This window comes from Buttiauxella noackiae ATCC 51607 (assembly GCF_001654865.1).
Taxonomy (GTDB): domain Bacteria; phylum Pseudomonadota; class Gammaproteobacteria; order Enterobacterales; family Enterobacteriaceae; genus Buttiauxella; species Buttiauxella noackiae.
On sequence record NZ_LXEO01000052.1, the window covers coordinates 36,844 to 62,822 of the forward strand.

Consider the following 25,979-nt stretch of genomic DNA (forward strand, 5'->3'; position numbering starts at 1 on the left):
AGGGAAACCTGGCTGGCATTTGTCTTTTCAAGCAGGTAGTTACATCGCTTTTCTGGTCAACTCGATAACGCGAAGTTTCGCGATCGCCTTAGCCAGTTCAGCAGAAGCCTGAGCGTAGTCCACATCACCGTGGGAGCTATGGATGCGCTCTTCCGCTTTACGCTTCGCTTCCAGGGCTCGAGCTTCGTCGAGGTCCTGACCACGAATTGCGGTATCGGCCAGCACGGTTACCGTGCCAGGCTGCACTTCCATCACACCACCAGACAAGTAGATATACTCTTCCTGTCCGTGCTGTTTAACGATGCGGATCATACCAGGCTTAATGGCGGTGAGCAGCGGGGCGTGGCCAGGATAAATCCCCAGCTCACCTTCGCTACCCGTTACCTGGATCTTCTCAACCAGACCGGAGAACATTTGGCTCTCCGCGCTGACGACGTCCAGGTGATAAGTCATTGCCATGTCACCCTCCGATTAAGGCGTTAAAGTTTTTTAGCTTTCTCAACGGCTTCGTCGATAGTACCAACCATGTAGAACGCCTGCTCTGGCAGATGGTCATATTCGCCGTCCATGATGCCTTTAAAGCCACGGATAGTATCTTTCAGCGATACGAACTTGCCCGGAGAACCGGTAAAGACTTCTGCTACGAAGAATGGCTGAGACAGGAAGCGCTGAATCTTACGCGCACGTGCTACAACCAATTTATCTTCTTCAGAAAGTTCATCCATACCAAGAATGGCGATGATGTCTTTCAGTTCCTGGTAACGTTGCAGAATAGACTGCACGCCACGCGCGGTGTCGTAGTGTTCCTGGCCAACAACCAGTGGATCTAACTGACGGCTGGTGGAATCCAGTGGATCTACCGCAGGGTAGATACCCAGAGACGCGATGTTACGGCTCAGTACCACGGTTGCATCCAAGTGAGCAAAGGTGGTTGCTGGAGATGGGTCAGTCAAGTCATCCGCAGGTACGTATACCGCTTGAACAGAAGTGATAGAGCCAGTTTTGGTGGAGGTAATACGCTCCTGCAAAACACCCATCTCTTCTGCCAGAGTTGGCTGGTAACCTACCGCAGATGGCATACGACCCAGCAGTGCAGATACTTCTGTACCGGCCAGGGTATAACGGTAAATGTTATCAACGAACAGCAGAACGTCACGACCTTCGTCACGGAACTTCTCAGCCATGGTCAGACCGGTCAACGCAACGCGCAGACGGTTACCTGGTGGCTCGTTCATCTGGCCATAAACCAGTGATACTTTGTCCAGAACGTTGGAATCGGTCATTTCGTGGTAGAAGTCGTTACCCTCACGAGTACGCTCACCCACGCCTGCAAACACAGAGTAACCGGAGTGCTCGATCGCGATGTTACGGATCAGCTCCATCATGTTTACAGTTTTACCAACACCCGCACCACCGAACAGACCAACTTTACCGCCCTTAGCGAACGGGCAAATCAGGTCCATTACTTTGATGCCAGTTTCCAGCAGGTCTTGAGAGCTGGACAGCTCTTCGTAGCTTGGAGCAGGACGGTGAATAGCCCAACGCTCTTCTTCGCCGATATCGCCTTTCATGTCGATAGGCTCACCCAGGACGTTCATGATACGACCCAGAGTTGCTTTACCTACCGGCACTTCGATTGGGTGATCGAGGTTAGAAACTTCCAGACCACGACGCAAACCATCAGAAGTACCCATGGCGATAGTACGCACTACGCCACCACCTAACTGCTGCTGAACTTCCAGCACCAGACGGTCTTTACCATTTGTAACCTCAAGAGCGTCGTACACTTTTGGTACGGCATCCTGAGGGAACTCGACGTCCACCACGGCGCCGATTACCTGGATAATCTTTCCAGTAGCCATCTCGAATCCTCTAAATACGTAAACCTGGTTATACCGCGGAAGCGCCACCGACGATTTCGGTGAGTTCCTGAGTAATGCTGGCCTGACGAGCTTTGTTGTAAACCAACTGCAGCTCTTTAATCAGGCTGCCGCCATTGTCGGTAGCGGCTTTCATCGCCACCATACGTGCGGCCTGCTCGCTGGCCAGGTTTTCTACGACGCCCTGATAAACCTGAGATTCCACATAACGGCGCAACAAGGTGTCCAGCAGCGCTTTAGGATCAGGTTCATACAGATAATCCCAGGATTTCTTCTTCAACTCACCGTCTTCTGCTGGCGGTAACGGCAGCAGTTGGGTCAGGGTAGGAACCTGAGACATTGTGTTTATAAATTTGTTGCTGACAACATACAGCTTGTCCAGACGGCCTTCATCGTAGGCCTGCAACATCACTTTCACCGGGCCAATCAACTCGGACAGGGAAGGGTTATCACCCATACCAGTCACCTGAGCAACAATATTGCCGCCTACAGAGTTGAAGAAAGAGACGCCTTTAGAGCCGATCATTGCGATTTCGCTTTGAACGCCTTTATCGGACCACTCTTTCATGTCAGCCAGCAGCTTTTTGAACAGGTTAATGTTCAAGCCACCACACAGACCACGGTCAGTGGACACCACCAGGTAGCCCACGCGTTTGACTTCGCGTTCATCCAGGTAAGGGTGTTTGTATTCAAGATTCCCCAGAGCAAGGTGACCAATCACTTTACGCATGGTGTCTGCGTAAGGACGGCTGGCAGCCATGCGTTCCTGCGATTTACGCATTTTGGACGCGGCGACCATTTCCATTGCTTTGGTGATCTTCTGCGTGTTCTGGACGCTTGCGATCTTACTACGTATCTCTTTTGCGCCGGCCATGAGCTTCTCCTCAATGCCTTGCGGCTTGCCCTAAGACAAGCCGCCAGACTTTACCAGGACTGAGTTGCTTTGAAGGAATCGAGGATGCCTTTCAGCTTGCCTTCGATTTCGTCGTTATAGCCACCAGATTGGTTGATTTCTTGCATCAGTGGAGCATGGTCACGGTCAACGTAAGCCAGCAGAGCGGCTTCGAAGCTACCGATTTTAGCCAGTTCCACATCTTCGAGGTAACCACGTTCAGCAGCGAACAGAACCAGAGACTGCTGCGCAACAGACATTGGCGCATACTGTTTCTGTTTCAGGAGCTCGGTCACTTTCTGACCGTGGCTCAACTGCTTACGGGTCGCATCGTCAAGGTCTGATGCAAACTGAGAGAACGCAGCCAGTTCACGATACTGTGCCAGAGCGGTACGGATACCACCGGACAGTTTTTTCATGATCTTGGTCTGAGCAGCACCACCAACACGGGATACGGAGATACCCGGGTTAACCGCAGGACGAATACCGGCGTTAAACAGGTTGGATTCCAGGAAGATCTGACCATCGGTAATAGAAATTACGTTAGTCGGAACGAACGCGGAAACGTCACCAGCTTGCGTTTCGATAATCGGCAGTGCGGTCAGGGAACCTGTTTTACCTTTCACTTCACCGTTAGTGAATGCTTCAACGTACTCGGCGTTAACACGCGCAGCACGTTCCAGCAAACGGGAGTGGAGATAGAAAACGTCGCCTGGGTAAGCTTCACGACCAGGTGGACGACGAAGCAGCAGAGAAATCTGACGGTAAGCAACAGCCTGTTTAGACAGGTCATCATAAACGATCAGTGCATCTTCACCGCGGTCACGGAAGTATTCACCCATTGCGCAGCCGGAGTACGGTGCCAGGTATTGCAGTGCAGCAGATTCGGATGCAGTTGCAACAACAACGATGGTGTTTGCCAGTGCGCCGTGCTCTTCCAGTTTACGAACCACGTTAGAAATGGTGGACGCTTTCTGGCCGATAGCCACATAGATACATTTGATGCCGGAATCACGCTGGTTGATGATGGCATCGATCGCCAGAGCAGTTTTACCTGTCTGACGGTCACCGATGACCAGTTCACGCTGGCCACGACCGATTGGGATCATGGCATCAACGGACTTATAGCCTGTCTGCACAGGTTGGTCTACGGATTGGCGTTCGATAACGCCAGGTGCAATCGCTTCAACAGCGGAGAAGCCGTCATGCTCTAAAGGACCTTTACCGTCGACAGGTGCACCCAGGGTGTTCACCACGCGGCCTAACAGGCCACGGCCAACGGGAACTTCAAGAATACGGCCAGTACACTTAACTTTCATGCCTTCGGCAAGGTCAGCGTACGGACCCATTACTACTGCACCTACAGAGTCGCGCTCGAGGTTCAGTGCAATGGCGTAACGGTTTCCCGGAAGGGAAATCATCTCACCCTGCATAACATCGGCCAGGCCGTGTACGCGGATGATACCGTCACTTACAGAAACGATTGTACCTTCGTTGTGAGCCTCGCTCACAACACTGAACTGAGCAATGCGCTGCTTGATCAGTTCGCTGATTTCGGTGGAATTCAGTTGCATGCTCCAGTCCCCTTAAGACTGCAAGACGTCTGTCAGGCGATCAAGACGGCCGCGTACGCTACCATCAATAACCATATCACCTGCGCGGATAATGACACCCGCCATTACAGACTTGTCAATTTTGCAATTCAGCTTAACTTTGCGTGACAGACGTTTTTCCATCGCGGCGCTAATTTTCGAAAGCTGGTCTTCGTTTAATGCGCTGGCAGAAGTCACTTCGACTTCAACGGTAGCCTCTCGGGCTGCGCGCAATTGAACGAATTGCTCAAGAACATCAGGAAGAACTTTCAGACGCCCATTTTCAGCCATCACCTTAATCAGGTTCTGGCCATTGGCGTCTAGCTGGTCACCACAGATGGAGATAAACGACGCAGAGAGAGTATCCGGAGCTAATGCGCCGGAAAGAAGCTCTGCTATTTGTTCGTTTTTAGACACCTCAGCGGCGAATGCCAGCATATGCTGCCAGTTATCAACGCTTTGGTGCTCGACGGCAAAGTCAAAAGCTGCTTTGGCGTAGGGGCGAGCTACAGTTACAAATTCAGACATCAGCCCCTCCCTCCTTACAGTTCAGCGACCAGTTTATCAACGATGTCGCTGTTAGCAGCTTCATCCACGGAACGTTCAATGATCTTCTCGGCACCGGCGATAGCCAGCAGAGCCACTTGCTTACGCAGTTCTTCACGAGCGCGTTTACGCTCTGCGTCGATTTCTGCCTGAGCCTGTGCAACGATTTTGTCACGTTCCTGCTCTGCCTCGGTTTTAGCTTCTTCAAGGATCTGAGCACGGCGTTTGTTCGCCTGCTCAATGATCACCTGAGCTTCACCTTTGGCTTTTTTCAGCTGGTCGGTCGCGTTGGCCTGTGCAAGGTCAAGGTCCTTTTTGGCACGTTCTGCAGAAGAGAGACCGTCAGCAATTTCTTGTTGACGCTTCTCGATGGCAGCCATGATTGGCGGCCATACATACTTCATGCAGAACAGAACAAACAGGACAAACGCGATGGCCTGGCCGAGGATTGTTGCGTTAAGATTCACAGCACAATGCCTCTTTGTTAGTTAACGTTCTGATATTGCTTGGTGTATTAAGCAATGCTTACTACGCGACGGCGAACATCACGTACAGACCCAGACCAACAGCGATCATCGGGATAGCATCCACCAGACCCATAACGATAAAGAACTGAGTACGCAGCAAAGGAATCAGATCAGGTTGACGCGCTGCGCCTTCCAGGAATTTTCCCCCGAGGATGCCGATACCGATCGCAGCACCGATTGCCGCCAGACCCATCATCACAGCGGCAGCCATGTACAGCAGATCCATATTCAGGTTTTCCATGACAGTCTCCAGTTTGTTTCAGTTAAAACGCAGTAGTGGTAAGTAAAATCAATGCTCTTCAGATGCCATCGACAGATAGACGATCGTCAGAACCATGAAAATGAAGGCTTGCAGCGTAATGATCAGGATGTGGAAAATGGCCCAAGGCACACTCAGAATCCACTGTGACCACCACGGCAACAGACCAGCAATCAGAATGAAAATCAATTCACCGGCATACATGTTGCCGAACAGTCGCAGACCAAGAGAAATAGGTTTGGACAGCAGGCTCACACCTTCAAGGATTAAGTTGAACGGTATAAATGCCCAGTGATTGAACGGCTGCAGCGTCAGCTCTTTCGTGAAGCCGCCAATGCCTTTCATTTTGATGCTGTAGAAAAGAATCAGGATAAACACACCAAGCGCCATAGACAGGGTGATATTCACGTCCGCAGACGGCACCACACGCAGGGCTGGCAGGCCAAAGATATGCTCGCCGATAAACGGCAGGAAATCGATTGGCAGCAGGTCCATCAGGTTCATCAGGAATACCCAGACAAAGACCGTCAGAGCAAGAGGTGCGATGACCTTGCTTTTGCCATGGTACATGTCTTTGACACTGCTATTAACAAAGCCTATGACCAACTCAACTGCCGTCTGGAATTTCCCTGGTACACCACTGGTAGCGTTTTTTGCTACTTTGCGGAATAACACCAGGAACAAGAAACCCAGAACCACGGAGAAGAACATGGAGTCAATATTGAGTGTCCAGAAGGTAGCTGGGGGGTGATACGGATCAACCAGCGAGAAAGTACGCAGGTCCAACTGAAGGTTATTCAGATGGTGGCCTATATACTCCTGCGGTGTAGAGATTTCTCCTGCAGACATGATGCCTCTTACCCTTTGTTGTTAATTACAGCTGGTGCGAGTATCTGCACAACCAGCACCGAAACCCACGTCACAATAAGCGGCAACAATACCGCCTTAAAACCAGCTAACGCCACCACCAGTATGGTAAAGCTCGCTATCACCTTTAATACTTCGCCAATAGCGAAGGTCCAGGCCAAACGGCCCTTTGACGGTGTATGCACCTGGTGACGCCAGGCAAAATTCATAAATACAACATTTGGCAACCAGGCTGCCAGGCCTCCGCCAAAAGCAGAAGCACCCCACCAGGGGTCTTTGAGACAAAACAGCAATCCAATTGCTATCACTGCAAGAAGCTGAAGGAATAAAAGCTTACGAGCAACGTTTCTACTCAACAGAGACACAGACATGGCTTATCCAAACTCCTGCTCCCTTCGGGGTATATCGCGCTGGTATAAAACTGCCTTTACGACTTTGAGTCAAGCCTCAAAAAGCGAGCAAATTATACGGTGCGGCCCCGTGATTTCAAACATTAAGTAGCAAAAAGGTGAACAAATGTTTAAATATTTTCCTGCGGCGTTATTTTTCAACTTTTGCTGAATAGCGGTTATTTTCTTAAAAACTGCAAACAACCGAAATAACCGCATTATAAAGCGTGCACCCGATCACAAATCAAACATCTCATAGGCATTATGCATTTGTCTGCCTCATAAAGTGCGAAACACAGATGACTGATAAATAAGCTGATTACTGTCTACTCTATTTAAAATAGCCTGAAACACACTTAAAACAATCCATTGACATTTTTATTAAAACTTTAACATTCACGCGAGTTGCAACCCTACAAAATATTTAGCAGGGTTATATTTTCATAGTTTACTATTTTTGAAATCGCCAATGCTCGCCACGTTAAAAACTACAAGCAGGAAAGTTAGGATTGCGTTAAATGTAACCAGAGATTTCAGGCATTTCCCCTCGTATTTTTAACGTTCTCGAAACAATCCTTTTTCGCCTTTTTTTGATAAATATTAATTTTTGTTTGGCTTAATCATCACCAGATGGCGTTCACCATCAAGCTCTGGCACCTGCAAACGAATAACTTCTTCAACCGTGAAGCTTGCGGGTAAGGCTGCAATTTCGTCATCCGGGCGCAATCCTTTGAGAGCGTAAAAGCGACCATTCTCAGAAGGCAGATGTTTACACCAGGTCACCATGTCAGTCATTGAGGCAAAAGCACGGCTGATAACCCCATCAAATGGTGGCTCAGCCGGAAACTCTTCTACACGGCTTTGTACTGGCGTGATGTTATCAAGGTGAAGCTCATGTTGAACCTGACGCAGGAAGCGAACACGCTTACCGAGGCTGTCCAGCAGCGTAAAATGCGAGTCCGGGCGCACTATCGCCAGCGGTATCCCCGGTAAACCCGGGCCTGTTCCCACATCGATAAAACGTGAGCCCTGCAAGTACGGCTCTACAACGATACTATCGAGAATATGGCGCACCAACATTTCATCAGGAAGACGAACGGAGGTTAGGTTATACGCTTTGTTCCACTTGTGGAGCAGTTCAACATAACCCACCAGCTGTTGTTTCTGGTTTTCTGGCAACGTAATGCCTGCACTATCCAGCAGGCGATTGAGTTTGTTAAGCACTGTGGTTTATACCCATCAAAAAAAGGCCAGGAAATCCTGGCCCTGAAATGTATTCATCAGGCGCTACGGCGTAGCAAGCCTTGTTTTTTTAGCCAGACAAGCAAAATAGAGATCGCAGCCGGGGTTACCCCTGAAATGCGTGAGGCCTGCCCAATGGAGACTGGTTTGTGATCGTTAAGCTTAGCGATCACTTCGTTAGAAAGACCACTCACCTGCCGGTAATCAAGTGTTGCAGGCAACAATGTATTTTCGTTACGTTGTTGTTTTTCAATCTCTTCTTGCTGACGAGCAATGTAGCCTTCGTATTTAACCTGAATTTCTACCTGTTCAGCAGACTGTGGATCTTGAAGGCCCGGTGCGAACACTGACAATTGCATCATCTCAGCATAGGTCATTTCTGGGCGACGCAGTAAATCTTCGCCATTTGCTTCACGAGAAAGAGGGGCGCTTAATTTTGCGTTCACTTCTTCAACGCTTTCAGAGTGAGGGTGCAGCCAGATATCTTTCAGACGCTGGCGCTCAAGCTCAATGCTTTCCAGTTTTTCGTTAAAGCGTGCCCAACGTTCGTCATCCACCAGACCCATTTCACGGCCAACGGCGGTTAAACGCAGATCGGCGTTGTCTTCACGCAGCATCAGGCGGTATTCGGCTCGTGAGGTAAACATGCGGTACGGCTCTTTGGTACCGAGAGTACAAAGATCGTCAACCAGTACGCCGAGGTAGGCTTGTGAGCGAGCAGGAGCCCATCCCTCTTTCTCAGCAGAGAAGCGTGCTGCGTTCAAACCAGCCAATAAACCTTGCGCCGCAGCTTCTTCGTAACCGGTAGTGCCGTTGATTTGGCCAGCAAAGAACAGACCCTGGATATATTTGCTTTCCAGTGTTGGTTTCAGATCGCGAGGATCGAAGAAGTCGTATTCGATGGCATAGCCAGGACGGACGATCTTCGCATTTTCCATGCCTTCCATCGAACGGACGATCTGCATCTGAACATCAAACGGCAGGCTGGTGGAGATACCGTTCGGGTAGATTTCGTTGCTGGTTAGCCCTTCAGGTTCAAGGAAGATTTGGTGCTGGTTGCGATCAGCAAAACGCATCACTTTGTCTTCAATAGACGGGCAGTAACGCGGGCCAATCCCTTCGATAACGCCAGCATACATCGGGCTGCGATCGAGGTTATTACGAATAACGTCATGCGTTTTTTCGTTGGTATGCGTGATGTAACACGGTACTTGCGCAGGATGCTGGTTCACATTTCCCATGAACGAGAACACCGGTATTGGGGTATCGCCATGCTGTTGGGCAAGTACGCTGAAATCGATTGTGCGAGCGTCGATACGTGGAGGTGTGCCTGTTTTCAGGCGACTGACACGAAGTGGCAGTTCACGCAAACGACGTGAAAGCGAAATGGATGGCGGATCGCCTGCACGGCCACCGCTGTAGTTATCCAGTCCGATATGAATTTTGCCATCCAGGAACGTACCGACAGTCAGTACCACGGATTTAGCACGGAACTTCAGACCCATTTGCGTAACAGCACCGACAACGCGATCGTTCTCAACAATCAGATCTTCAACCGCCTGTTGGAAGATCATCAGGTTTGGTTGGTTTTCCAGCGCAGTGCGTACCGCCTGACGATACAGCACTCGGTCTGCCTGAGCACGAGTAGCCCGTACTGCGGGGCCTTTGCTTGCGTTTAGTATCCTAAACTGGATGCCTGCATGGTCGATAGCTTTTGCCATCAAACCGCCTAAAGCATCCACTTCTTTAACCAGATGTCCCTTGCCAATACCGCCAATCGCTGGGTTACAAGACATCTGTCCCAGAGTGTCGATATTGTGAGTCAAAAGAAGGGTTTGTTGGCCCATCCGTGCAGCGGCCATAGCAGCCTCAGTGCCTGCATGACCCCCACCAATGATGATGACGTCAAAAGGATCTGGATAAAACATGGTACTGCCTCACGGTTTTGCAAATGGGGGGATGACTGATTCCCGAGGTTGGCGATTCTACTTAACTTTAGCCTTTCGAGAAAGTCTTGGGATCGTAGGTAATTAAAAGAAGATCTTTTTTATTTAAAGATCTCTTTATTATGATCTCTTATTAGGATCGGCATGTTCTGTGGATAACCGTTTTTATGGCAAAGAGATCAAGTAATTAAGAAGGATCATTAGCTGTGAATGATCGGTGATCCCAGAACGTATAAGCTGGGATCAAAATAGCTACTTATGCACAACTCAAAAAGTGAACAGGAGTTGTTATTGGGATAACTACTGCTTAACCCAAGCTTTTAAGCATACTTATACACAGATAAAAGTGAGATCTTTACAAATCCAGGAGTAAATTCTTCCATGATCCGACCCAAATCTCAGCCGGATCCTCAGGAATATCGTGATCAAGGATGTTCACTTTGAGTAAAGAGCCCACTCTTTTAGCTCCGCACTCCGTCAGAAGGGTGTCCAGTTTTTCAATTGCACCGCAAAAAGTGTCGTATTCACGACTACCAATTCCGATTGCACCATAATGAAGAGAACTCAGATCCGGACGTTCTTCATTTATAGCATCGAACAACGGTTGCAGATTGTCAGGAAGATCACCTGCTCCATGAGTAGAAGAGACAATCAGCCATATCCCACTGGTTTGTAGATCTTCAAACAGTGGCCCGTGCAGCGTTTGGGTCGTAAAACCCGCCTCATCTAGCTTCTGCGCTAAATGTTCAGCCACATATTCAGCACTGCCCAGGGTACTGCCGCTAATCAGAGTAACTTCTGTCATTGCGATCCCACCTTTTCGAAACGATGGGCATTGTACGCTGTGTAAGGCCTGCGATCTACCTGTGGATAATATGGGTATTAAAAATAGCTGTCAGGGCTTGATGGTCCGCATGATCGGGTTCTGGAGGGAGATCAGTGTTTCGGTGGACTGAATTTCATCAATTGTTTGGATCTTGTTGATAAGTACCTGTTGAAGCGCATCGATAGATCGGCACATCACCTTAATAAAGATGCTGTAGTGCCCGGTGGTGTAATACGCCTCCGTGACTTCTTCGAGACTTTCCAGTTTTGCCAGTGCAGAAGGGTAGTCTTTCGCACTCTTTAAAATGATGCCGATAAAACAGCAAACGTCGTAACCCAGTTGTTTAGGGCTGATATCAATGCGTGCGCCGGTAATAATCCCAGCCTGTTTCATTTTCTCTACCCGCACATGGATTGTGCCAGGGCTAACACTGAATTGTTTAGCCAGTTCTGCATAAGCAGTACGAGCATTTGCCATTAAAGCGTCGAGGATGCCGCGATCGAGATTGTCGATCTGATAATTATCCATCACTTTTTCCTATGATTAGTAACGATAGTTCAGATTTTATAGCCTTAAATTAGTCGATTGAAAACCAGTAAGGCTTTTTTATTGTTGATTATTGAATGTTATGCCGGGTTTGTTGCTTAATCATCGTCAGTAAAACAACACAATAAAGAGAAAACCATGAAAACTGCCTACATCGCTAAACAACGCCAGATTAGTTTTGTTAAGTCCCACTTCTCACGTCAACTGGAAGAAAAGCTTGGTTTGATGGAAGTCCAGGCTCCAATTCTCAGTCGCGTGGGTGATGGTACTCAAGACAATCTGTCTGGTTGCGAAAAGGCGGTGCAGGTGAAGGTGAAAACCTTGCCTGATGCGCAGTTTGAAGTGGTGCATTCGCTGGCTAAATGGAAAAGAAAAACACTCGGCCAGCATGACTTCAGCGCGGGCGAAGGGCTTTACACGCACATGAAAGCTCTTCGCCCCGATGAAGACCGTTTGACTCCGATCCACTCTGTATATGTCGATCAGTGGGATTGGGAACGCGTTATGGGTGAAGGAGAACGTCATCTCGGTACGCTTAAACAAACTGTAGAAAGCATCTGGGCGGCAATGAAAGCCACAGAAGCCGCAGTGAGCGAGCAGTACGGTTTGACACCTATCCTGCCAGAACAAATCCACTTTGTTCATAGCGAAGAGTTACAACAGCGTTTCCCTGAGCTTGATGCAAAAGGGCGTGAGCGTGCGATTGCCAAAGAGCTGGGCGCAGTGTTCCTGATTGGTATCGGCGGTAAGTTGGCTGACGGGAAACGTCATGATGTTCGTGCACCGGATTACGATGACTGGTCAACCGCCAGCCAGGGTGATTTCAAAGGGTTGAATGGTGACATTATGGTGTGGAACCCGATCCTTGAAGATGCATTTGAGCTCTCTTCAATGGGGATCCGTGTTGATGCTGAAGCTTTAAAACGCCAGTTGGCAGTAACAGGTGATGATGATCGTCTGCAACTTGAGTGGCACCAGTCATTGCTTAAAGGTGAAATGCCGCAAACTATTGGTGGTGGTATTGGTCAGTCTCGCCTGGTGATGCTGATGCTGCAACAGCCGCACATTGGTCAGGTGCAGTGCGGCGTGTGGCCTTCTGAAGTCCACGCTAAAGTTGCGTCACTGTTGTAAGAATTAACGCCGCCAGCGACGCAGCAGGCGGCTACGCATCCCGGTATCGAAGCGCCAGATATGATCGAATATGCGCATGATGCCGGGCTTGCCATGCCCCGACATGGCGACGGCATGAAAACGATGCAAGTGTTTACGCTGCAGATCCTTCACTTGCGTGACGACCTCATCTGGCAGGCGTTGAGCAATAAAGTCAGAAATCACTACCGCATCGGCATCAAACCATTCACTTCCCTGCATTTTTTCTGCGATTGCCCTAAAGCAACTGGCGAGATCGGTACCACCACGAAAACGCTGGCTCAGAAAACGGATCGCTTGCTCGATACCATCTGCACCACAAACTTCATAGCGCACCACTTCGCTGGAAAACAGCATAATGAAGCAGCGGCGGTTATCCGCCAGGGCCACGCGCATCAGTGCGAGGCAAAACGCTTTGGCGCATTGTTCGTTAAAACCGCCCATTGAACCGGAAGTATCAACGCAAACAATAAACGGCCCGCGTGGCTGCTCGTCAAAATCCTGGTGAACAACAGGGCGCTCGACAACTTTCTCGCGCCAGGAATCACCGTGTAACCGATACGTCAGCAGCTGTTTTTCCACCAGCCGACGATAGAACTCAAATTCCAGCTCACTAATGCCAAGTGTTGCCAACTCTGGCGGTAATAACCGCAAAATGTCATCGCTACGCTGAAGCCCGTCAACCTGCTCTGGCACCGTTGCAGGTTCACGCACCAGCATGCGCCAGGTTTCGGTGGGTGCATCTTTTTTAGGTACCGCTTTTGCTTCTTTAGAGCGACCAAGCTGCTCGGCCAGTTTGAGCAATTCAGGCTGGCTGGCAAGAAAATCGCCATACTGAACGATAAGCTGATAATCCCCACGTTTAAGCGACCCGGCACTCATATCCCACAGACGCCCTGCGGCGTTATCACTGTCGACTAAAACCGGTTCTAGCTGGCCACTCAGTGCCAGACGCTGCTGCACTTCAGCGAGCAACTGGTCACGCTCGTCTTCCAGTAATTGTTGGTTAAGTGATGTGGTCTGAACCACCAGGCTCAGACGCCAGCGTTGCAGAAACAACGTTTGTTGGGCAGGTGTCAGTCTGGGTGTTTCAGCCACCAGCTTCTGGGCCTGCCCGAAGAATGGAGAATCAACCCTTTCCAGCAGGCGTAAGATATCTGGAAGCTTTGCGGATAGTTGGTTTGTGGTGAGCAGTTGGCTCTCCTGATAACACATGACTTCCAGGGTTAGCTCTTGCGGCACGTTGGTGTCGTGCAGTCGCGCTTTGAGCAATTCGCGCCAACGAGGAATATCTTTGGTTACCGCGTTTTTCATGCGTGGGAATTTTTCAAAAAACACCGCCAACTGAGGCGCTGCCAACAGTGCGACAATAATTCCTTCTATTAGCTCACCCTCGCTAATCGCGAGGATCACATCAAGAGCTTCAACGCTTAACATTAGTGGCGTGCCTGTTTAATCTGCTCCGCAACGTCTTGCAGGCTGGCTTCAATTTTCCCAAGCCATTCGTTGTGGATGAACAAACATTTTTGCTGATCGTTAAAACGTTCATGTTGCTGGTGGAGTGTGGCTTCGAGAGAGTCGAATTGTTGTTTGATCTCATCCGGCATCCCTTCTTGCTGTTTGCCCGGAAGCAGCAGACGCGTACCTTGCAGACTTATATCGCGCAGAACCAGATGCTGGCTTGCGTCTATTTCCATATTCAAGACCTGGGCAAAACCAATACCGTTGAGTTTGCCACGCAACTCCCCTCCTTTTATTAGCCACTGGGCACAAGCTTCGCGGGAAATAGAGACGTGGATAACTTCGATATCGTGCAGTTTCAGCGGCTGCTGGAGTAATAACGTCAGCGTTTCCCCTGTTAGTGAATCAGGCAACTGATACTGTGGACGACGGCTAAACATGCCACCTTGTTTGGTTACGGTGATTGCTTCCCGGTCACTGTGTTGCTGCTGTAATTGAATACGGTGCTGAATAATGGCACCCAATTTACTGAGCATCGCATTTTGCTGCCAGGCGTGCCCGGTCATCAATATTTCCAACTGTTGCTGCATCAAATTCATCGCTGCATGGTCGTGCCACAGGCAATCTTTTAGCAGGATCAAATCAATCGGGGCGACAGCATTGCGGCCACTAAAGAAGGCACTGGCTTGTAGGAGGCGAATGGCTTTCTTCCAGCGGCGGTCAGAAACATAAGGTGCCCCTGAAGCATTATCGAGTTGCTGGCGTAAGGTGAAGATCAGTTCAAATACATTATCAGGAAGTACCACGGTGCCAATTTCCTGCTGCCATTTGAAATACTCATCGTCAGTGACTTGCAGGCTTTCGGGAACCGGGTTGTCGTTCTCATCATGTTGGCTGACGAGCATTGAGCGGAAATTGCCTTTATCCTGCACTTTGTCGAGCCACAGGCGAATCAACATACGATCATATAACGCTTCCAGGCTGCTATCTGCTTCCGGGAGTTCGTTGGAGGCCGCCACCAGCAAACGCATTGGGATTTTTTCTTCACTTGCCCCATTACGGAAACGGCGTTCATTTATTGCAGTCAGCAGAGTATTAAGAATGGCTGGGCCTGCCTTCCAAATTTCATCGAGGAAGACGATTTCAGCTTCTGGCAAATACCCGGCAGTGAGGCGTTCATAGCGGCCTTCATCTTTTAAAGCCTGAATGGAAAGCGGACCAAATACCTCTTCAGGGGTGGAGAAACGCGTCATCAGGTATTCAAAAGCGCGCGCATGCTGGAATGCAAACTTCAGTCGGCGGGCAATCAAACTCTTGGCTATACCTGGAGGGCCAAGTAAGAAAACACTTTCACCGCTTAGCGCTGCCAGCAGGCAAAGTCGTACTGCATGTTGGCGTTCAAACAATCCTTTTTCCAGTGCCTGGCTAAGCCGTGAAATTCTTTCAGCCAATAAATGTGATTGAGCCATAATTAGCATTGCATCCTTACGCGGTATAAAACTCATTGAGTACAGCGAGTATATCGTTCATCTATATTATCGTTAATGGATTGATGAACGGCTCTTTTTTCCCTGACATAAGTTAAGCCTGTTGTATTTAGGGGTACGATTTACTTCATTATCGTGCATACTGTGCGCCTTTTTGTGGGCCAAGGGACTAAGCACACGCTTTCAGGATTCCAACAAAAGATTAGTCTATGAGCGCTGATAATAAACAATCATTGCCTGCGATAACGCTGGCTGCAATTGGGGTGGTATACGGTGATATCGGTACTAGCCCGCTTTATACCCTTCGTGAATGTCTGTCTGGTCAATTTGGGTTTGGCGTAGAACGTGATGCCGTATTTGGCTTTTTATCTTTAATTTTCTGGTTATTGATCTTAGTCGTCTCTGTTAAATATCTCACTTTTGTCATGCGTGCTGATAACGCCGGCGAAGGCGGGATTTTGACGCTAATGTCTTTGGCTGGGCGTAATACTTCGGCGAGAATGACGTCGGTGCTGGTGATCATGGGATTGATCGGCGGTAGCTTCTTCTATGGCGAGGTAGTCATCACCCCGGCAATATCGGTTATGTCGGCCATCGAAGGGCTTGAGATAGCCGCGCCGCAGCTTGACGCCTATATCGTTCCGTTATCGATAGTCGTGCTGACACTGCTGTTTATGATTCAGAAACATGGTACCGGCATGGTGGGCAAACTCTTTGCTCCTGTCATGATGCTGTGGTTCCTGGTGCTGGCGGTGTTAGGTGCACGCAGTATTATTGCCAACCCGGAAGTGCTTCATGCATTGAATCCGGCTTGGGCGGTGCACTTCTTTATCGAATACAAAACGGTTTCATTCTTTGCACTCGGTGCAGTAGTGCTTTCAATTACCGGGGTTGAAGCGCTGTATGCGGATATGGGCCATTTCGGTAAGTTGCCGATTCGTATTGCGTGGTTCTCGGTGGTTTTGCCGTCACTGGTGCTGAACTATTTCGGCCAGGGCGCACTGCTGCTCAAAACTCCGGAAGCTATAAAGAACCCATTCTTCTTGCTGGCTCCAGACTGGGCGCTGATACCGCTGATGATTCTGGCAACACTGGCAACGGTTATCGCCTCTCAGGCGGTTATCTCGGGCGTGTTCTCGCTGACTCGTCAGGCTGTCCGCCTGGGTTATCTGTCACCAATGCGCATTATCCACACCTCGGAAATGGAGTCCGGGCAGATTTATGTGCCAGCAATTAACTGGCTCCTCTATATCTCTGTGGTGATTGTGATTGTGAGCTTTGAGCACTCCAGTAACCTGGCGGCGGCTTACGGCATCGCGGTAACGGGTACGATGGTGCTGACGTCCATCCTTTGTTGTACTGTCGCCACCAAAAACTGGCACTGGAACAAAATTGCCGTACTGCTGATGGGCTTTGCTTTCCTGTGCATCGACATCCCACTGTTCTCAGCAAACGTGGTCAAAATCTTCTCCGGTGGTTGGCTGCCGCTGTGCCTGGCGCTGGTGATGTTTATCATCATGACCACCTGGAAAAGCGAGCGTTTCCGCCTGCTGCGTCGTATGCATGAGCACGGAAATTCACTTGAAGCAATGATTGCCTCTCTGGAAAAATCGCCACCGGTGCGCGTGCCGGGTACAGCGGTTTATATGTCCCGTGCGCTGAACGTGATTCCTTTTGCGATGCTTCACAACCTCAAGCACAACAAAGTGCTGCATGAGCGTGTGGTACTGCTGACGTTGCGAACTGAAGATGCACCGTACGTTCATAATGTACGTCGTGTTTCTATCGAACAACTTTCACCGACGTTCTGGCGCGTGGTTGCAAGTTACGGCTGGCGCGAAACGCCAAATGTGGAAGAGGTGTTCCATCGCTGTGGCCTTGAAGGGTTAAGTTGTCGAATGATGGAGACATCGTTCTTTATGTCGCATGAATCACTGATCATCGGTAAACGCCCATGGTATCTGAGACTGCGCGGCAAACTGTTCCTCGCTCTGCAACGCAACGCCTTGCGTGCACCTGACCAATTTGAAATCCCACCAAACCGGGTTATCGAGTTAGGAACTCAGGTCGAGATTTAACGTTAACGCCTCTTCAATCGAAGGGGCGTTTTTTTTGTTAGCTTGACTGTGCTCGCTCTCATTTCCTTCGCAATGAAACAATTCAGCGAAACGTTTCGATAGCGATCACATTTTCGTTACGAGCTGGTTGTTTTCCCATCACTAGATTTCCTACACTTTACCTCAGCGAAACGTTTCGCTAGTGGAGTAAGAAAATGAAGAAAGGCACCGTTCTCAACGCTGATATCTCGTCCGTTATTTCCCGTCTTGGCCACACCGACACGCTGGTGATTGGCGATGCCGGATTGCCCATTCCGCGCAATACACCGCGTATAGATTTGGCACTGACTCACGGCGTACCGGGTTTTATGCAGGTCGTTGAAGTCGTAACGCAAGAGATGCAGGTTGAAACTGCGATCTTAGCTTCGGAAATTAAACAACATAATCCCCAACTCCATGAAACGTTGCTCAAGCACATCGAGCAACTGCAACAACACCAGGGAAACACCATTTCTATTCGTTACATTAGTCATGAGCAGTTCAAGCTTCACACCGCTGATAGCCAGGCGGTTATTCGCAGCGGGGAGTGTTCCCCGTATGCGAATATCATTCTTTGTGCTGGCGTAACTTTCTGAGGCCGGTATGGAACCGTTACTGCAATTAAAAGGGATCGATAAAGCGTTCCCGGGAGTGAAAGCTCTTTCTGGTGCTGCGCTGAATGTGTACGCAGGGCGCGTAATGGCGCTGGTGGGTGAAAACGGCGCGGGCAAGTCCACCATGATGAAAGTGCTGACCGGCATTTATCAACGCGATGCGGGTTCGCTATTATGGCTTGGCAAAGAAACCACCTTTAATGGCCCGAAATCCTCACAGGAAGCGGGCATCGGTATTATTCATCAGGAACTCAACCTGATTCCGCAGCTAAGCATTGCGGAAAACATCTTCCTTGGCCGTGAATTCGTAAACCGTTTCGGCAAAATTGATTGGAAAACGATGTATGCCGAGGCAGATAAATTACTCGCTAAGCTCAACCTGCGCTTCAACAGCCAGAAGCTGGTGGGTGATTTGTCGATCGGCGATCAGCAGATGGTCGAAATTGCCAAGGTTCTGAGCTTTGAGTCGAAAGTCATTGTGATGGATGAGCCAACCGATGCTTTGACCGATACCGAAACAGACTCTTTATTCCGCGTGATCCGCGAGCTGAAAGCCCAGGGACGCGGCATCGTCTATATCTCCCATCGCATGAAAGAGATCTTTGAGATTTGCGATGACGTCACTGTTTTCCGCGACGGCCAGTTTATTGCCGAGCGCGAAGTGGTGACGCTGAGCGAAGATACGCTGATTGAAATGATGGTCGGCCGCAAACTCGAAGATCAATACCCACGGCTGGATAAACAACCGGGCGAAACGCGCCTGCGCGTAGATAACCTTTCTGGACCAGGCGTGCATGACGTCAGTTTCACTTTGCGCAAAGGTGAGATTCTTGGTGTTGCCGGTTTAATGGGCGCGGGTCGCACTGAATTAATGAAAGTGCTGTATGGCGCACTGCCGCGTACCGGTGGTTATGTGGCGCTTGATGGCCGTGAAGTGGTGACGCGTTCACCGCAAGATGGTCTGGCAAACGGTATTGTTTATATTTCGGAAGACCGTAAGCGTGATGGGCTGGTGCTCGGCATGTCAGTGAAAGAGAACATGTCGCTGACCGCACTGCGCTACTTCAGCCATAACGCGGGTCGCCTGAAACATAAAGATGAACAGCAAGCGGTGCAGGACTTTATCCGTTTGTTCAACGTGAAAACCCCATCAATGGAACAGCCGATTGGCCTGCTTTCAGGTGGTAATCAACAAAAAGTGGCGATTGCCCGTGGCCTGATGACTCGCCCGAAAGTGTTGATTCTTGATGAGCCAACGCGCGGCGTTGACGTTGGGGCCAAAAAAGAAATTTATCAGTTAATCAATCAGTTCAAAGCCGATGGGTTAAGCATCATCCTTGTTTCGTCGGAAATGCCGGAAGTCCTCGGTATGAGCGACCGAATTATGGTGATGCACGAAGGGCATCTCGGCGGGGAATTTACCCGTGAAGAGGCCACCCAAGAAATACTTATGGCGGCGGCCGTCGGCAAGTTAAATCGCGTGAATCAGGAGTCTGTAAAATGAGTACCCAGTCTATTTCGACACGTCGCTGGTTCACTAAAGCGTGGCTATTGGAGCAAAAATCACTTATCGCACTACTTGTGTTGATTGCTGTTGTCTCGAGCCTTAGCCCTAACTTCTTCACTGTAAATAACCTGTTCAATATCCTGCAACAAACCTCCGTAAACGCCATTATGGCGGTCGGGATGACGCTGGTCATTTTGACTTCCGGGATCGACCTGTCCGTTGGTTCTTTACTGGCGCTGACCGGAGCTGTGGCGGCCTCGATTGTTGGTTTAGAAGTGAATGCCCTGGTGGCTATTGCCGGGGCACTGGCATTGGGTGCCGCAATCGGGGCTGTAACAGGGGTGATTGTTGCTAAAGGGCGGGTGCAGGCGTTTATTGCCACGCTGGTGATGATGCTTTTGTTGCGTGGTGTGACGATGGTGTACACCAACGGGAGTCCAGTAAACACCGGGTTCTCTGATAACGCAGATCTGTTTGGCTGGTTTGGTATTGGCCGCCCGCTGGGGATCCCAACGCCTGTATGGATCATGGGTATCGTTTTCCTGGCTGCATGGTACATGCTGCATCACACTCGCCTGGGTCGTTATATCTATGCGCTGGGCGGTAACGAAGCTGCGACTTGTTTGTCCGGTATCAGCGTTAACAAAGTCAAAATTATTGTTTACTCACTTTGCGGTTTGCTGGCGTCATTGGCCGGGATCATCGAAGTGGCGCGTCTTTCTTCAGCGCAACCGACAGCGGGTACTGGCTATGAGCTAGATGCTATCGCGGCGGTGGTTCTGGGCGGCACAAGCCTTGCTGGCGGGAAAGGGCGAATCGTTGGGACGCTGATCGGTGCGCTGATCTTAGGCTTCCTGAATAACGGGCTGAATTTATTAGGTGTTTCTTCTTATTACCAGATGATCGTCAAAGCAGTGGTTATTTTACTGGCGGTGCTGGTGGACAACAAAAAACAGTAACAATCATAACCCTACAGGACATCTGACTATGAATATGAAAAAGCTGGCTACTCTGGTTTCCGCTGTTGCACTGAGCGCCACGGTCAGCGCCAACGCGATGGCTAAAGACACTATCGCGCTGGTCGTTTCCACGTTGAATAACCCGTTCTTCGTTTCACTGAAAGACGGAGCACAAAAAGAAGCAGATAAACTGGGCTACAACCTGATTGTGCTGGATTCGCAAAACAACCCGGCTAAAGAGCTGGCAAACGTGCAGGACTTAACGGTTCGCGGCACCAAGCTGATGCTTATCAACCCAACCGATTCCGACGCCGTGGGCAATGCGGTGAAAATGGCGAACCAGGCTAAAATCCCTGTGATTACCCTCGACCGTATGGCGAATCAGGGTACCGTGGTCAGCCACATCGCTTCCGATAACGTTGCTGGTGGGAAAATGGCGGGTGACTTCATCGCTAAGAAATTAGGTGAAGGCGCGAAAGTTATTGAATTGCAGGGTATTGCGGGGGCATCAGCTGCCCGTGAACGCGGTGAAGGCTTCAAACAAGCGACTGCTGCACACAAATTTACCGTTCTGGCGAGCCAGCCTGCGGACTTTGACCGTACTAAGGGTTTGAACGTTATGCAGAACCTGCTGACCGCACATCCTGACGTGCAGGCAGTATTTGCTCAGAACGATGAAATGGCACTGGGCGCTCTGCGTGCACTGCAAACTGCTGGTAAATCTGACGTTCTGGTCGTTGGCTTCGACGGCACCGCTGACGGCGTGAAAGCCGTAGAAAGTGGCAAGCTAGGCGCTACTGTTGCGCAGATGGCTGACCAGATTGGCGTTATTGGTGTAGAAACGGCAGACAAAGTATTGAAAGGCGAAAAAGTCGACTCCAAGATCCCGGTTGACCTGAAGCTGGTTACTAAATAAGACAATAATAGAAAAGCAGGGCACCGCGCCACTCCGTCTCCCGGAGTGGCGCACTTAACTGGACACAAAAAATGAAAACTAAAGGCAATCTCGTCGTCCTGGGCAGCATTAACGCTGACCATATCCTTAACCTCGAACATTTCCCGACGCCGGGCGAAACGGTTACCGGGCAAGAGTATCAGGTGGCGTTTGGCGGGAAGGGCGCGAACCAGGCCGTTGCTGCAGGACGCAGCGGTGCAGACATTGCCTTTATTGCCTGCGTGGGCGACGACGATACCGGAAGCCGCGTCTGCAAACAGTTAGTCAGCGACAAAATCGACACATCCCCAATCAGCACAATTAAAGATGCCTCAACGGGCGTTGCGCTGATCTTCGTTAATAGCGCCGGGGAAAATGTTATTGGTATTCACGCCGGAGCGAACGCGGCATTAACGCCAGCGCTTGTGGCAGAACATCAGCAGAAAATCGCAGACGCTTCGGCACTGTTAATGCAGCTTGAGTCACCGCTGGAAAGTGTGCTGGCCGCGGCAAAAGTTGCTCATCAGCATCAAACCAAAGTTATTCTCAATCCCGCACCTGCCTGTGAGCTTTCTGACGAGCTGCTTGGGCTGGTGGATATGATCACGCCAAATGAAACCGAAGCGGAAAAACTGACAGGCGTGCGCGTCGAAAATGATGACGATGCAGCAAAGGCTTCTCAGGTGCTTCATGCGAAAGGTATTGAAACCGTCATTATTACACTCGGTAGCCGTGGTGTTTGGCTGAGTGAAAACGGCAAAGGGCAGCGAGTTCCTGGTTTTAAGGTAAAAGCAGTAGATACTATCGCTGCGGGCGATACCTTTAACGGGGCGTTGGTTACCGCATTACTGGAAAGTAAGCCGATGAATGAAGCGATTCGTTTTGCACATGCGGCCGCCGCTATTGCCGTGACTCGTAAAGGTGCGCAACCTTCCGTGCCATGGCGTCATGAAATTGACGAGTTTTTGCAACAGCAAGGATAATTCATGGCCACCATGAAAGACGTCGCGAAAATGGCGGGGGTTTCAACTTCTACCGTTTCGCACGTCATTAATAAAGATCGTTTCGTAAGTAATGCTATTCGCGAAAGAGTGGATGCGGCAATTAAAACGCTTAACTACGCCCCTTCTGCTTTAGCTCGCAGCCTCAAACTCAATCAAACACACACTATTGGTATGTTAATTACCGCCAGTAGTAACCCGTTTTATTCTGAACTGGTGCGAGGCGTTGAGCGAAGTTGCTTTGAGCGTGGATACAGCCTGGTGCTTTGCAATACCGATGGTGATGAGCAGCGCATGAACCGTAACCTGGAGACATTGCTGCAAAAGCGTGTCGACGGACTTTTGCTATTGTGCACCGAAACACACCTTCCTTCTCCAGATATTATGAGTCGCTATCCTTCTATTCCTACAGTGATGATGGACTGGTCTCCTTTTGATGGAGAAAGCGATGTCATCCAGGATAACTCTCTGCTTGGCGGCGAGACGGCAACGCAACACCTTATTGATAATAGTTACACCCGTATCGCTTGTATCACTGGCCCGCAAGATAAAACCCCGGCGCGCTTACGCCTTGAGGGTTATCGCAATGCAATGAACCGAGCAGGGCTTGAGATTCATGAAGGCTATGAAATTATCGGTGACTTTGAGTTTCAGGGCGGCTTCACAGCCATGAATTTGCTTCTTGCATTGGACGAGCCACCTCATGCCGTTTTCACCGGCAACGATGCAATGGCTGTTGGGGCTTATCACGCTTTGTATCAGGCTGGACTGAAGGTTCCGCAGGATATGGCCGTTGTAGGTTATGACGATATAGAACTGGCGCGCTATATGACGCCACCACTCACCACTATTCATCAGCCTAAAGATGAACTAGGTGAGCTGGCCGTTGATGTACTGATACATCGAATGGCTCAGCCCACGTTGGATAAACAGCGCCTGTTTCTGACGCCTGAGCTGGTGGTGCGTGGTTCAGCCTAGCGTTTAATCATGTTGCGCCCATCTTTCGGGCGTAACAGTAGGAACACCAGAGCTGAAACGAGCGTCACCGCGCCCATCGTCAGGAATGTATAGTGGAACTGTTCGACAGTATTAATACTCTCGATACCTTCATATAGACGAAGTACTGCAGCACTTACCGCAACGCCAAGGCTAATTGCCAGTTGCTGCGTTACAGCCAGCACACTATTGCCACTACTGGCATTTTCATCAGTAAGATCGGCAAGCGTAATGGTGTTCATTGCGGTGAACTGCGTGGACATTGCCATCCCCAGAATAAACAGTGGCAAAATGAGTAGCCACACTTCCATCCCCGGCGATTGCATTGAGAATTGCCCAATCAGCAAACCGATAACCAGCGTCACTCCCACTAATGTTTTCCTGTAACCAAGCTTACGCAATACCTGTGTCACAGTGGATTTTGCCAACAGTGAACCAATCGCAGTCGGTGCCATCATGCAGCCTGCGATCAACGCCGAATAGCCAAAACCAACCTGTAGCATTAAAGGCATCAGGAACGGTACACAACCGGTTCCCAGGCGCGAGGCGAGATTCCCGACAATACCTATAGAGAAGGTTCTGGTGCGAAACATCGGAAGGGCGATCAGTGGTGTTGGATGTCTGCGAGCGTGCCATATATAAGCTGCCAGCAAAGCAAGCCCGCCCAGGATAGTCAGAATGCCTATATAGCTGGCAACGATACGCTCACCAAATAGCTCCATCCCACTTGAGATCAGTACCAGACTTAAACCAAATAGAAGAAAGCCGGTCATATCGAAGCCACGGCGTGGAGTTGTAAAATTCGGCATGTATTTTCGCGCGTAGATAAGCCCGAGAATACCGATAGGTATATTAATGAGGAAGATCCAGTGCCAGCTTGCCCAGGTAACTAATACACCGCCGAGCAATGGGCCAAGAATTGGGCCAACAAGCCCTGGCATGGTTACAAAGTTTAAAACAGGTAAGAGTTCGCTGCGCGGATAGGCTCGTAGTAATGCTAAGCGGGCGACCGGCATCATCATCGCCCCGCCAATACCCTGTATTACGCGGAAGATAACCAACTCACCAAGTGAGTTTGACATGGCGCAGGCAAACGAGCCGAGAGTGAAGAGGGAAACGGCGAACATAAACACACGCCGCGTGCCAAAGCGGTCGGCAAGCCAACCGCTGACGGGTATTAGCATTGCGACGGTGAGGGTGTAACTAATAATCGCAGATTGCATTGCCAATGGCGATCGCCCAAGACTATGGGCGATTGCGGGTAATGCGGTGTTGAGAATTGTGGCATCCAGCGCCTGCATAAAGAAGGCCATTGCCGCAATCCACGGTAAGCCGGCCATACTGCGAGCTGTTTTGGTCATTTTTATCCTGATGTTTTAAGGCAACCAGGAAAATGTGTGTCCTTACCTTTGAGCTATGGGTTCTTTTAACAATGCCTGACCTGCAATTAGCGCGGCCTGGCTGTCGCTCTGGGTAATGGCATCCACAATTGCCTGGTGCAAATCGAGCTTAATAACTTCGTTATCTGTTATTGCGGTAAAGTAATTGTAATAAATAGAACGGAATAAGTTAGCGAAAGAACAAAGGAAAGGGTTACCACTCATTGCATAGATTTGTTCATGGTACGCCATATCGACTTCTATCCAACGCTGGCGGTCAAACGCGCCTTTCAGCGTTACCATTTCTGCCATCATCTTGTTGAGAAATGCTTTCTGCTCCTGGGTACCATTAATGGCGGCCATGGCACAGGCTTGTGGTTCCAGGCTATTACGCATAACAAGAAAGTAATCCACCACATCATTAAAGTTCTCTTCTGTCATCCACCACGTGAGCAACTCCTTATCAAGGAAGTTCCAGTGACTGCGAGGCATAACTCGAGTACCAATACGCGGGCGAGGTAGAACCATTCCTTTTGCTGTTAATGTCTTTACTGCTTCTCGTACGGCTGTGCGGCTAACACCGAAGATCTCACCCAATTCGATTTCGCCAGGCAATATGCTGCCCGCTTCGTACTCACCTCGAAGAATGCGTTGCGCAAGTTTTTCCGCAAGAACATAGGAAAGGTTCTTTTGTGCCGCGAGTTGTTGTGCAGATAAAGACATAAATGCAATTCCTTTAGCGTTGTTTCTATTAGTAGTATGCCACCAGGTATCCTTTCCTGATGCTTAAAACAGCAAATATCCCGTGTTACAGCTATTTTGCAGTGCTTTTGGCGAAAAAAAAGACGCTTGGTAATCTTTTTGCAATAAACACTTGTCAGCTT

The 25,979-nt window shown here is 49.7% G+C and carries 25 protein-coding genes; 8 read left to right on the forward strand and 17 right to left on the reverse strand.

Annotated features, from left to right (window positions below; all coding sequences use genetic code 11):
- Positions 1-39 precede the first annotated feature (39 nt).
- From M979_RS17550 to asnC, 13 genes are all read right to left on the reverse strand, one after another.
- On the reverse strand, positions 40-459 hold the full coding sequence (locus M979_RS17550) for a F0F1 ATP synthase subunit epsilon (protein ID WP_034460692.1): 420 nt from the start codon (positions 457-459) through the stop codon (positions 40-42).
- Between the two features lie 20 nt (positions 460-479).
- Entirely contained in the window at positions 480-1,862 is a 1,383-nt protein-coding gene (atpD, locus tag M979_RS17555) for a F0F1 ATP synthase subunit beta (protein ID WP_034460693.1), read from the reverse strand.
- A 28-nt stretch (positions 1,863-1,890) separates the two neighbouring features.
- Positions 1,891-2,754 carry a F0F1 ATP synthase subunit gamma gene (gene atpG / locus M979_RS17560; protein ID WP_034460694.1) on the reverse strand — a complete coding sequence of 288 codons (864 nt, stop codon included), beginning with the start codon at positions 2,752-2,754 and terminating at the stop codon, positions 1,891-1,893.
- A gap of 50 nt (positions 2,755-2,804) precedes the next feature.
- A complete protein-coding gene (gene atpA, locus M979_RS17565; protein WP_034460696.1) occupies positions 2,805-4,346 on the reverse strand; it encodes a F0F1 ATP synthase subunit alpha in 1,542 nt (513 codons plus the stop codon).
- Positions 4,347-4,358: 12 nt separating this feature from the next.
- Positions 4,359-4,892: a F0F1 ATP synthase subunit delta gene (atpH, locus tag M979_RS17570; RefSeq protein ID WP_034460697.1), complete on the reverse strand. Its 534-nt coding sequence runs from the start codon at positions 4,890-4,892 to the stop codon at positions 4,359-4,361.
- A gap of 14 nt (positions 4,893-4,906) precedes the next feature.
- Positions 4,907-5,377, reverse strand: coding sequence for a F0F1 ATP synthase subunit B (gene atpF, locus M979_RS17575; RefSeq protein ID WP_034460698.1), 471 nt, complete (start codon positions 5,375-5,377; stop codon positions 4,907-4,909).
- A gap of 61 nt (positions 5,378-5,438) precedes the next feature.
- Positions 5,439-5,678, reverse strand: coding sequence for a F0F1 ATP synthase subunit C (gene atpE, locus M979_RS17580; protein ID WP_000429386.1), 240 nt, complete (start codon positions 5,676-5,678; stop codon positions 5,439-5,441).
- Between the two features lie 48 nt (positions 5,679-5,726).
- The gene (gene atpB, locus M979_RS17585) at positions 5,727-6,545 is read right to left on the reverse strand and encodes a F0F1 ATP synthase subunit A (protein WP_034460700.1); all 819 of its coding nucleotides are present in this window, start codon (positions 6,543-6,545) and stop codon (positions 5,727-5,729) included.
- Between the two features lie 8 nt (positions 6,546-6,553).
- Positions 6,554-6,934 carry a F0F1 ATP synthase subunit I gene (gene atpI / locus M979_RS17590; RefSeq protein WP_034460701.1) on the reverse strand — a complete coding sequence of 127 codons (381 nt, stop codon included), beginning with the start codon at positions 6,932-6,934 and terminating at the stop codon, positions 6,554-6,556.
- 618 nt (positions 6,935-7,552) lie between these two features.
- The gene (rsmG, locus tag M979_RS17595) at positions 7,553-8,176 is read right to left on the reverse strand and encodes a 16S rRNA (guanine(527)-N(7))-methyltransferase RsmG (protein ID WP_064555889.1); all 624 of its coding nucleotides are present in this window, start codon (positions 8,174-8,176) and stop codon (positions 7,553-7,555) included.
- Between the two features lie 56 nt (positions 8,177-8,232).
- Positions 8,233-10,122 carry a tRNA uridine-5-carboxymethylaminomethyl(34) synthesis enzyme MnmG gene (gene mnmG, locus M979_RS17600; RefSeq protein ID WP_064555892.1) on the reverse strand — a complete coding sequence of 630 codons (1,890 nt, stop codon included), beginning with the start codon at positions 10,120-10,122 and terminating at the stop codon, positions 8,233-8,235.
- A 373-nt stretch (positions 10,123-10,495) separates the two neighbouring features.
- On the reverse strand, positions 10,496-10,945 hold the full coding sequence (mioC, locus tag M979_RS17605; protein ID WP_064555894.1) for an FMN-binding protein MioC: 450 nt from the start codon (positions 10,943-10,945) through the stop codon (positions 10,496-10,498).
- Between the two features lie 90 nt (positions 10,946-11,035).
- Positions 11,036-11,494, reverse strand: a complete 459-nt coding sequence (gene asnC / locus M979_RS17610) for a transcriptional regulator AsnC (RefSeq protein ID WP_034460708.1) — start codon at positions 11,492-11,494, stop codon at positions 11,036-11,038.
- Between the two features lie 156 nt (positions 11,495-11,650).
- Here asnC and asnA point away from each other — a divergent pair, with 156 nt between their 5' ends.
- A complete protein-coding gene (asnA, locus tag M979_RS17615; protein WP_064555896.1) occupies positions 11,651-12,643 on the forward strand; it encodes an aspartate--ammonia ligase in 993 nt (330 codons plus the stop codon).
- 3 nt (positions 12,644-12,646) lie between these two features.
- Here asnA and viaA read toward each other — a convergent pair whose 3' ends face one another.
- Both viaA and ravA read right to left on the reverse strand, forming a co-directional pair.
- Positions 12,647-14,098, reverse strand: coding sequence for an ATPase RavA stimulator ViaA (gene viaA / locus M979_RS17620; protein ID WP_064555898.1), 1,452 nt, complete (start codon positions 14,096-14,098; stop codon positions 12,647-12,649).
- Complete coding sequence (ravA, locus tag M979_RS17625; RefSeq protein ID WP_064555905.1) at positions 14,098-15,591, reverse strand: ATPase RavA; 1,494 nt, start codon at positions 15,589-15,591, stop codon at positions 14,098-14,100. The genes viaA and ravA overlap by 1 nt, the downstream gene beginning before the upstream one ends.
- A gap of 227 nt (positions 15,592-15,818) precedes the next feature.
- On the opposite strand from ravA, the gene kup reads away from it, so the two are divergent.
- From kup to rbsR, 7 genes are all read left to right on the forward strand, one after another.
- Complete coding sequence (kup, locus tag M979_RS17630; protein ID WP_034460711.1) at positions 15,819-17,687, forward strand: low affinity potassium transporter Kup; 1,869 nt, start codon at positions 15,819-15,821, stop codon at positions 17,685-17,687.
- Between the two features lie 194 nt (positions 17,688-17,881).
- Positions 17,882-18,301, forward strand: coding sequence for a D-ribose pyranase (gene rbsD, locus M979_RS17635; RefSeq protein WP_034460712.1), 420 nt, complete (start codon positions 17,882-17,884; stop codon positions 18,299-18,301).
- A 7-nt stretch (positions 18,302-18,308) separates the two neighbouring features.
- Complete coding sequence (rbsA, locus tag M979_RS17640; RefSeq protein WP_034460713.1) at positions 18,309-19,823, forward strand: ribose ABC transporter ATP-binding protein RbsA; 1,515 nt, start codon at positions 18,309-18,311, stop codon at positions 19,821-19,823.
- Entirely contained in the window at positions 19,820-20,785 is a 966-nt protein-coding gene (rbsC, locus tag M979_RS17645) for a ribose ABC transporter permease (protein WP_034460715.1), read from the forward strand. Before rbsA ends, rbsC begins: the two co-directional genes overlap by 4 nt.
- A 28-nt stretch (positions 20,786-20,813) precedes the next feature.
- Complete coding sequence (gene rbsB, locus M979_RS17650; protein ID WP_034460716.1) at positions 20,814-21,701, forward strand: ribose ABC transporter substrate-binding protein RbsB; 888 nt, start codon at positions 20,814-20,816, stop codon at positions 21,699-21,701.
- A gap of 71 nt (positions 21,702-21,772) precedes the next feature.
- On the forward strand, positions 21,773-22,702 hold the full coding sequence (rbsK, locus tag M979_RS17655; RefSeq protein WP_034460718.1) for a ribokinase: 930 nt from the start codon (positions 21,773-21,775) through the stop codon (positions 22,700-22,702).
- 3 nt (positions 22,703-22,705) lie between these two features.
- On the forward strand, positions 22,706-23,698 hold the full coding sequence (rbsR, locus tag M979_RS17660; RefSeq protein ID WP_064555900.1) for a ribose operon transcriptional repressor RbsR: 993 nt from the start codon (positions 22,706-22,708) through the stop codon (positions 23,696-23,698).
- Here the strand turns inward: rbsR and mdtD are convergent.
- Positions 23,695-25,077 (reverse strand): multidrug transporter subunit MdtD, encoded by a 1,383-nt coding sequence (mdtD, locus tag M979_RS17665; RefSeq protein WP_064555901.1) that lies wholly within the window; start codon positions 25,075-25,077, stop codon positions 23,695-23,697. The two genes, rbsR and mdtD, sit on opposite strands and share 4 nt — an antisense overlap.
- Before the next feature lie 42 nt (positions 25,078-25,119).
- Positions 25,120-25,818 (reverse strand): FadR/GntR family transcriptional regulator, encoded by a 699-nt coding sequence (locus M979_RS17670; RefSeq protein ID WP_034460724.1) that lies wholly within the window; start codon positions 25,816-25,818, stop codon positions 25,120-25,122.
- Between the last annotated feature and the right edge of the window lie 161 nt (positions 25,819-25,979).

Bases quoted from the DNA above. Each gene is read 5' to 3' on its own strand.
- M979_RS17550 (WP_034460692.1), bottom strand. From the start codon at position 459: ATGGCAATGACTTATCACCTGGACGTCGTCAGCGCGGAGAGCCAAATG.
- atpD (WP_034460693.1), bottom strand. From the start codon at position 1,862: ATGGCTACTGGAAAGATTATCCAGGTAATCGGCGCCGTGGTGGACGTC.
- atpG (WP_034460694.1), bottom strand. From the start codon at position 2,754: ATGGCCGGCGCAAAAGAGATACGTAGTAAGATCGCAAGCGTCCAGAAC.
- atpA (WP_034460696.1), bottom strand. From the start codon at position 4,346: ATGCAACTGAATTCCACCGAAATCAGCGAACTGATCAAGCAGCGCATT.
- atpH (WP_034460697.1), bottom strand. From the start codon at position 4,892: ATGTCTGAATTTGTAACTGTAGCTCGCCCCTACGCCAAAGCAGCTTTT.
- atpE (WP_000429386.1), bottom strand. From the start codon at position 5,678: ATGGAAAACCTGAATATGGATCTGCTGTACATGGCTGCCGCTGTGATG.
- atpB (WP_034460700.1), bottom strand. From the start codon at position 6,545: ATGTCTGCAGGAGAAATCTCTACACCGCAGGAGTATATAGGCCACCAT.
- atpI (WP_034460701.1), bottom strand. From the start codon at position 6,934: ATGTCTGTGTCTCTGTTGAGTAGAAACGTTGCTCGTAAGCTTTTATTC.
- mnmG (WP_064555892.1), bottom strand. From the start codon at position 10,122: ATGTTTTATCCAGATCCTTTTGACGTCATCATCATTGGTGGGGGTCAT.
- mioC (WP_064555894.1), bottom strand. From the start codon at position 10,945: ATGACAGAAGTTACTCTGATTAGCGGCAGTACCCTGGGCAGTGCTGAA.
- asnC (WP_034460708.1), bottom strand. From the start codon at position 11,494: ATGGATAATTATCAGATCGACAATCTCGATCGCGGCATCCTCGACGCT.
- asnA (WP_064555896.1), top strand. From the start codon at position 11,651: ATGAAAACTGCCTACATCGCTAAACAACGCCAGATTAGTTTTGTTAAG.
- viaA (WP_064555898.1), bottom strand. From the start codon at position 14,098: ATGTTAAGCGTTGAAGCTCTTGATGTGATCCTCGCGATTAGCGAGGGT.
- ravA (WP_064555905.1), bottom strand. From the start codon at position 15,591: ATGGCTCAATCACATTTATTGGCTGAAAGAATTTCACGGCTTAGCCAG.
- kup (WP_034460711.1), top strand. From the start codon at position 15,819: ATGAGCGCTGATAATAAACAATCATTGCCTGCGATAACGCTGGCTGCA.
- rbsD (WP_034460712.1), top strand. From the start codon at position 17,882: ATGAAGAAAGGCACCGTTCTCAACGCTGATATCTCGTCCGTTATTTCC.
- rbsA (WP_034460713.1), top strand. From the start codon at position 18,309: ATGGAACCGTTACTGCAATTAAAAGGGATCGATAAAGCGTTCCCGGGA.
- rbsC (WP_034460715.1), top strand. From the start codon at position 19,820: ATGAGTACCCAGTCTATTTCGACACGTCGCTGGTTCACTAAAGCGTGG.
- rbsB (WP_034460716.1), top strand. From the start codon at position 20,814: ATGAATATGAAAAAGCTGGCTACTCTGGTTTCCGCTGTTGCACTGAGC.
- rbsK (WP_034460718.1), top strand. From the start codon at position 21,773: ATGAAAACTAAAGGCAATCTCGTCGTCCTGGGCAGCATTAACGCTGAC.
- rbsR (WP_064555900.1), top strand. From the start codon at position 22,706: ATGGCCACCATGAAAGACGTCGCGAAAATGGCGGGGGTTTCAACTTCT.
- mdtD (WP_064555901.1), bottom strand. From the start codon at position 25,077: ATGACCAAAACAGCTCGCAGTATGGCCGGCTTACCGTGGATTGCGGCA.
- M979_RS17670 (WP_034460724.1), bottom strand. From the start codon at position 25,818: ATGTCTTTATCTGCACAACAACTCGCGGCACAAAAGAACCTTTCCTAT.